This window comes from Brevibacillus sp. M2.1A, assembly GCF_013284355.2.
In the GTDB taxonomy this organism is placed as follows: domain Bacteria; phylum Bacillota; class Bacilli; order Brevibacillales; family Brevibacillaceae; genus Brevibacillus.
On record NZ_JABSUY020000001.1, the window covers coordinates 715,097 to 722,500 of the forward strand.

At 49.0% G+C, this 7,404-nt stretch carries 8 protein-coding genes (1 of these 8 running past the window's edge); 7 read left to right on the top strand and 1 reads right to left on the bottom strand.

What is annotated here, in order from left to right; translation table 11 throughout:
- Positions 1 to 155: 155 nt before the first annotated feature.
- Complete coding sequence (locus tag HP567_RS03390) at positions 156 to 647, bottom strand: PCYCGC domain-containing protein (protein ID WP_047074514.1); 492 nt, start codon at positions 645 to 647, stop codon at positions 156 to 158.
- Positions 648 to 839: 192 nt separating this feature from the next.
- On the opposite strand from HP567_RS03390, the gene HP567_RS03395 reads away from it, so the two are divergent.
- The 7 genes from HP567_RS03395 to HP567_RS03425 form a co-directional block, all read left to right on the top strand.
- Entirely contained in the window at positions 840 to 1,820 is a 981-nt protein-coding gene (locus HP567_RS03395; RefSeq protein WP_173612079.1) for a metal ABC transporter substrate-binding protein, read from the top strand.
- 136 nt (positions 1,821 to 1,956) lie between these two features.
- Positions 1,957 to 2,727, top strand: a complete 771-nt coding sequence (locus HP567_RS03400; RefSeq protein WP_173612078.1) for a metal ABC transporter ATP-binding protein — start codon at positions 1,957 to 1,959, stop codon at positions 2,725 to 2,727.
- A gap of 35 nt (positions 2,728 to 2,762) precedes the next feature.
- Positions 2,763 to 3,602 carry a metal ABC transporter permease gene (locus tag HP567_RS03405; protein ID WP_173612077.1) on the top strand — a complete coding sequence of 280 codons (840 nt, stop codon included), beginning with the start codon at positions 2,763 to 2,765 and terminating at the stop codon, positions 3,600 to 3,602.
- A gap of 39 nt (positions 3,603 to 3,641) precedes the next feature.
- Positions 3,642 to 4,067 carry a Fur family transcriptional regulator gene (locus HP567_RS03410; protein WP_016740938.1) on the top strand — a complete coding sequence of 142 codons (426 nt, stop codon included), beginning with the start codon at positions 3,642 to 3,644 and terminating at the stop codon, positions 4,065 to 4,067.
- 115 nt (positions 4,068 to 4,182) lie between these two features.
- A complete protein-coding gene (nadB, locus tag HP567_RS03415) occupies positions 4,183 to 5,805 on the top strand; it encodes an L-aspartate oxidase (protein ID WP_173612076.1) in 1,623 nt (540 codons plus the stop codon).
- Positions 5,792 to 6,640 (top strand): carboxylating nicotinate-nucleotide diphosphorylase, encoded by an 849-nt coding sequence (nadC, locus tag HP567_RS03420; RefSeq protein WP_173612075.1) that lies wholly within the window; start codon positions 5,792 to 5,794, stop codon positions 6,638 to 6,640. Before nadB ends, nadC begins: the two co-directional genes overlap by 14 nt.
- 12 nt (positions 6,641 to 6,652) lie before the next feature.
- Positions 6,653 to 7,404, top strand: the 5' portion of a protein-coding gene (locus HP567_RS03425) for a type III pantothenate kinase (RefSeq protein WP_088910223.1). Its footprint extends 16 nt past the window's final position; 752 of the gene's 768 nt are visible here — the first part of the coding sequence; it begins with the start codon at positions 6,653 to 6,655; its stop codon lies beyond the right edge, outside the window.

Genomic DNA, 7,404 nt, shown 5'->3' on the forward strand with positions numbered 1-7,404 from the left:
GATCCCTACATTTGGTCCAAAAATATAGTCAGACTCAAGGGCGGGCAATGCATCTAGAGAGGCACCAAAGCCCTGGCCCCATAAGGTAATCTATGTTATTCCATAAAAAGGAAAAAAAGAAAGACCTCCTCGCCGGGAAGTCTTGTTATCTGTGCTTAGGAAGGCATCGGGGTAGGAGTTGGTTTTCCGTAGCCTTGCCCGTAGGTTTGGTCTATGTAGGTACGAATTTCTTTAGTAGATTTGCCTTCTTCTTTCAGCTTGCCGGAAATAACGGCGATTTCCATGCATACGCCGCAGCGCGTGCCGTGGTCATCCCAGACAATGGAGCCATCAGACTTTTCTTCTTTGATGAAGCAGTTGCCATTATGCCCGTGTCCAGCACTTTCACCACAACCACAATAGCATGGAATGGATTTGAGCAGCTCACGATTTGCGGCAGCAACTTTGTAGGATTGGATAATGACAGGGTCTTGGTTGTCTAAAAATTTTGGTAGCTGATCAGCGGAAGCAGTCAATTCCTGCAAATCTCCATTGGGGGCGTGCTGCGTGTGATCGCTATGATTCTGTTCAGCTTGATCAGTAGAGCCACAGCCAGTAAGCAGAGCTGCGGTGATAAAAGTAATGGCTAACCATGATTTACGTTTCATCTTGGACATACCTCCTGCCAGTTATTTTATCATAATGAGATGGAGAAATTGTGGAGCCAGGAGAGAAGATGCACACTTATGATTTTTAAATCGTAATAAATCCTATTTACTTTTTGGGCTCCTCTCCGTATAATGAAAAACGACGAAGACGTAAATCGGAATCATTTTGAATTGGAGCAGGAGGAAATATAGATGAAAAGAGTTATGTTGGCAGCCCTAAGTTTCATTACGGCAGTGGGGCTGGTGGGATGTGGAGCAGCGAACGAAACGGCTGGGACTCCGCAAGCTGGCAGTGATGCGTCAGGGAAACCAAAAGTATACACGACGATTTATCCATTGGAATATGTAGCAAAGCGGATCGGCGGTGAACATGTGGAGGTTACGAATCTGGTTCCCGCAGGCGTAGAGCCTCACGACTTCGAGCCAACCGCAAAAGACATGGTCGCTCTGTCCGGAGCAGATATCTTCGCCTATAACGGCAGTGGTTTAGAGCTGTGGGTAGAGAAGGCTGTAACCAACCTCGACAAAAACAAAACTACGATCATTAATGCGACGGAAGGTCTCGAGCTGATTCGTGCAGCCGAGCATGAGCATGAAGGAGAGGGCCACAAAGAAGAAGGTCACGCAGAAGAAGCAGGGCACGACCACGGGGATCTGGACCCTCATGTATGGCTCGACCCGATGCAACTGAAGGCACAGGCAGAGAAGGTCAAAAATACGCTCGTGCAAAAAGATCAAGCGCACGCTGCTGATTACGAAAAGAACTTCACACAATTAGCAACAGACCTGGAACAGCTGGATAAAGAGTTCAAAGATATGGTTACGCAAGCGCCGAAGAAAGAATTCATGGTTTCTCATAGCGCATTCAGCTATCTGGCAAAACGCTACGGGCTGGAGCAAGTAGCGATCTCTGGGGTCAATCCTTCTGATGAGCCATCCACAACAGAGTTGAAGAGCTTGGTGGAGCATGTAAAGGAACACAATATTTCTTATGTGCTGTTCGAAACGTTGGTTTCTCCGAAGGTAGCGGAAGTGATTGCGAAGGAAGCTGGCGTGAAGACGGCTACGCTCAATCCGTTGGAAGGTTTGACGGAAGACGACGTAAAGGCGGGTCGTGATTACTTGTCCATTATGCGTGACAATATGAATACATTGAAGACTGCACTCCAATAAGTTTTCCCTCGAAAAAATGTCGCTTGCCAGGCGGCATTTTTTCATTCATTAGTAGGATGCTTGTGGTTCGGGCAAAATCGTAGTACGATGAAGGGAATCAAATAAGAACAAATCCGATTTAAGGGATGGATATTTCATGGAACCACATACACAAGAGGTGCCTGTCATTAAGCTCACAGGTGTCTCCTTTCAATATGAAGACAAACAGGTTCTCGATGAGGTTGAATTCACACTGGAACGCGGAGACTTTGTGGGCATCGTCGGGCCGAACGGATCAGGAAAATCTACGCTGATGAAGCTGATTTTGGGTCTGTTGACGCCAAACAAAGGGACAGTGGAGTTGTTCGGGCAACCACTATCCAAGTTTCGTGAATGGAACCGCATTGGATACGTCGCGCAACAGGTCGCGCATGGAGCGGGTGGATTTCCGGCGACGGTGCGAGAAGTCGTGTCATCTGGATTGGTCGGGAAAGTAGGCCTGTTTCGCAGATTGACGAAACAGCATCATGAGAATGTTCGGGCTGCGGTGGAGCGTGTCGGCTTGTTGGAGAAGCTGGATCAACGCATCGGCAACTTGTCCGGCGGGCAGTTACAGCGCGTTTTCATCGCGCGAGCTCTTGTAGCTGAACCAGAGCTGTTGATCCTCGATGAGCCAACGGTCGGTGTCGATCAGGAATCGATCGATCAATTTTACAGCCTACTTCGTTCGCTGAAGGAAGAGAACGGATTGACGATGATGATCGTCAGCCACGATGTGGGAGTCATGTCGCAATGGGTGACCAAGGTGGCTTGTGTGCAGAAGAAAATTCACTTCCACGGAACAGCGCACGATTTTGAGCATAACCAAGAAAAAATCTTGCAAAGTATGTACGGTGATTCGGTCAGACTGCTGTCTCATCATCATTAGGCTTTGTAAATAGGTAAGAAAGAAGGAATAGGCACATGCTTGCTGATTGGTGGCAGTATGACTTTTTGCGGTATACCCTGTTTTCAGGGATTTTAATTGGTCTGATTTGCCCTATTTTGGGCACGTTTCTCATTGTTCGTCGCTTGTCGATGATGGCAGATGGCTTGTCACACGTCACACTGTCTGGTGTAGCTGCCGGGATGCTCATTTCCAAAAAGGTTGCCTTTTTCTCCGCAGTCAATCCGCTGTTTTTCGGGATGCTGTTTGCGGTGATCGGTTCGTTGTTCATCGAGCGGTTGCGTAAGGTGTACAAAGCGTATCAGGATTTGGCGATTCCGATTATATTATCTGCGGGACTTGGGCTGTTTACCGTATTGATCAGCATCGCAGACGGTTTTAATGCAGATTTGTATTCGTACTTGTTCGGAAAAATTGTGACGGTGTCCATCGAAGACCTGTATGCGCTGATTGGTGTGGCAGTTGTTGTTTTAGGGACAGTCGTGTTGATTTACAAGGAGCTTTTTGCGGTCTCCTTTGACGAGGAATTCGCTCGCGTCTCCGGGGTGGCAAGACGTTCGATTAATTTGTGGTTCATGGTGCTCGTCGCTCTGACGATTGCGGCTTCCATGCGTATAGTCGGTGTCCTGTTAATCTCGGCGCTGATTACCCTTCCGGTAGCGGCTAGTCTGCAAATCGCGAAAAGCTTTCGTCAAACGATTTTCTTGTCGATTTTGTTCGCGGAGTTTTCCGTGTTAAGCGGTTTGTATTTTGCCTATCTCTTTGATTGGGCATCTGGTGGTACAATTGTACTGATGGCAGTACTGGTTATGCTGGTTGTATTGGGTGTAAAAAAGCTGCGGGTCGCTTTCCGATAAGAGTTTTCCGGATATGACAAAAGGAAGGAGTGTTTGTCGATGAAAGTAGAAGAAGCGCTGCAAATATTGAAAGAACATGGTTTCAAGTATACCGGCAAGCGGGAGGAGATGATTCGAATCTGCGCGGCCGAGAAGCGATACCTGTCTGCCAAAGATATTATGGAAAGAATCAAGGAGCAGTATCCAACACTCAGCTTCGATACCGTCTATCGCAACATTTCCACTTTTGTTGAGCTGGGGATTCTGGAAGAGACGGAGCTCGACGGGGAAGGCAGATTCCGTTTGGCCTGTTCGACAGATGGACACCATCATCACCATGTGATTTGTACGGAATGTGGAAAGACTTCTTCTTTGCCAGGATGTCCGATGAATATCATTTCCGCTGTACCGGAAGAGTTTCAGGTGACGGGACACAAGTTCGAGGTATATGGCACGTGCAAGGAATGTGTAACGCATTCGAATTAATCGGATAAAGGGGAGTGCTCGCTTTTGCGGGTGCTCTTTTTTTGCATCTCCTTCAAGCGTGTATTTGCTATAATGGGTGGAAAATCATCAGTTACAAGAGAGAAGGGACACAGTCATGATTCCCCGTTATATTGTGGACTTTGATTTGCACACCTTACCTCGGATGAGGGCAGATGTAGCTGTTATTGGAGCAGGAATTGCTGGATTGTATACAGCGTTGCAAACGAGTGAGTATGCGGATGTGGTGTTGATCAGCAAGAAGGGACTCGATGATAGTAACACACGCTGGGCTCAGGGAGGAATCGCTGCTGTAACAGCCCAATCAGATTCTCCGGCCCTTCATCGACAGGATACGTTAATCGCTGGAGCAGGTCTTTGCTCGTATAACGCTGTGGAGGTCCTGGTGCATGAAGGCCCTGATCGCTTGCATGAACTGATTGCATATGGAACGGAATTTGACCGCGATGAACAAGGGGAGTACGAGCTGACACAGGAAGGCGCGCATAGCAAACGGCGAATTTTGCATGCAAACGGAGATGCCACTGGGGCAGAGATTGTCCGCGCTTTGTCCAAGCGAGTGATGGAGCAGCCAAACATTCAGGTTCTGGAATATCATTTTGCTGTGGATGTCATCACACAGGATGGTGAATGCGTGGGTGTCCTCGTGCGGAAGCCGGATGGCGAACTGTTTTTCCTGGAAGCCAAAGCAACGGTGCTGGCTACAGGAGGAGCAGGTCAGCTTTACCGATACACGACGAATCCGCAAATCGCTACGGCGGATGGGATCGGAATCGCGTATCGGGCGGGCGCTCGCATTAAAGATGTGGAATTCATCCAGTTTCATCCGACTGCGCTTTACTATCCGGGAGCCCCGCGCTTTTTGATTTCAGAAGCGGTTCGTGGGGAGGGTGCCATTTTGCGTAACAGCAATGGCGATCGCTTCATGGACAAGTACCATCCGCAAAAAGAACTGGCACCGCGCGATATTGTCGCCCGGGCGATTGTCTCCGAGATGGAGCAGACAAAGTCTACGTTTGTGTATCTCGACATTACCCACGAATCGGAGGAGCTTATTAAGCGGCGTTTTCCGACGATTTATAATTTTTGCTTACAATACGGGCTCAATATGGTGACAGACTGGATTCCGGTAGCTCCTGCCTGCCATTATATTATGGGCGGGGTTCAAACTGACTTGAACGGGGAGACCTCGACGAAGCGTCTTTTTGCATGCGGGGAAGCTTCTTGCACAGGTGTACATGGAGCGAATCGACTGGCCAGCAACTCGTTATCGGAAGCGGTTGTATTCGGTCACCGGATCGCGGAGCGGATCAAGCAGCTTGCTGATTTGCCCGGCATCCATCCTTTTGAGGTTGTTTCCAAGCAAAAACTGCCTCAAGCGTTCAATACACGTGAACAACGATTGAAAATGCAAAAGCTCATGCTGCGGCATGTTAGTGTGAAGCGCGACGATAAAGGATTAACGAAAGCACTAGCTGAGCTTGCGCGAATGGAGCAATACTATCAGTACGAGCCCAAGAGCCTGGAAACGTTTGAATTTTTCAATCTGCTGAATGCTGCCGTCCTAACAACGAGAGCGGCCCTTTTGCGGGAAGAAAGCAGAGGTGGGCATTATCGTACTGATTTTCCGAATAAAGATGACTTGGTGTGGCGTAAGCATTTGATCCAGTCCGTAGAAGATGGTGTCCAAGAGGAGTGTGAGAAGTATGATGTGGAATAAACGGGAGCTTCAGCGAAAAATAGAGGAATGGCTACAGGAAGACGTGGGGTTTGGTGATGTGACGACTATGAGCACCATTCCTGAATCAGAGCAGGGTGTCGGCATTTTATATGCCAAGGAAGCAGGAATCGTGGCAGGCCTGCCGATTGCGGAGCAAGTATTTGCCACGGTTGATTCTGCTCTCGTTTTTGAGGCAAAGGTAGTAGAAGGGGCACGAGTAGAGGTTGGTCAGCAGATCGCCGAAGTCAGCGGCTCGGTTCGTTCGATTTTGAGTGGAGAGCGGCTTGCACTTAATTTAATGCAACGTTTGTCTGGGATTGCCACGAAAACGAGTGAATACGCAGCAGCCGTCGCAGGGACGAAGGCACGAGTTGTCGATACGAGAAAGACTACGCCAGGCCTCAGGGCTATGGAAAAGTACGCGGTACGAGTCGGGGGAGGCTACAATCACCGTTTTGCCTTGTATGATGCCGTGATGATCAAGGACAATCATATCAAAGGAGCGGGCGGTATCGCACAGGCTGTTGCAGCGGCACGCGCAGTTATTCCGCATACGATGACAGTAGAGGTAGAGGCCGAATCGTTTGAACAGGTTCAGGAAGCATTGGCAGCAGGTGCAGATACGATCATGCTCGACAATATGTCCCTCGATCAAATGGTGGAAGCCGTGCAGTATATCAATGGGCGGGCCATTGTCGAGGCATCTGGCGGTGTGAGTCTGGAGACGATTGGTGACATTGCAAAAACAGGCGTAGATATCATTTCGGTAGGGGCGCTGACTCATTCTGTCAAAGCGTTTGATATCAGCCTCGATCTGAATACACGCAAGCGGTAAGGAGCGACCACGATGTTATTGGTGATCGATATAGGCAACTCCAATATTGTGTTGGGCTTGTATGAAGGCGACGAGCTCCAACACCATTGGAGAGTGTCCACAGATCGTAACAAAACGGAAGACGAGTACGGCATGCTCGTCAAAAGCTTGTTTGGTAGTGTAGGGCTTGGCTTTGAACAGGTGAGAGGCGTCATTATCTCGTCTGTCGTGCCACCTTTAAACCTCACGATTGAACGTATGTGCGGGAAGTATATGCAACAAAAAGCGCTGATTATCGGACCGGGTATCAAGACGGGACTAAATATCAAGTATGAGTATCCGCGAGAGGTAGGTTCCGATCGAATCGTGAACGCTGTTGCTGCGATTCATCATTATGGCGCACCGCTTATTGTTGTCGATTTTGGTACGGCGACGACCTTTTGCTATGTGGACGAGCGGGCGCAGTATTGGGGCGGGGCGATTGCTCCTGGTATCGGGATATCGACAGAGGCTCTCTTCACTCGTGCTGCCAAGCTGCCGCGAATCGAAATCGCCAAGCCTGCAAGTGTAGTCGGGCGCAATACGATAGCGGCGATGCAGTCCGGCATTTTCTATGGGTTCGTCGGTCAGGTTGAAGGCATTGTACGCAGAATCATGGATGAATATGGTACGCGTCCAACCGTAGTTGCTACGGGAGGGCTGGCAGCACTTTTTGCGAATGAGACCTCTTGTATTCATGTTGTGGATCAGAATCTTACGCTAAAAGGACTTCGTTTGATCTATGA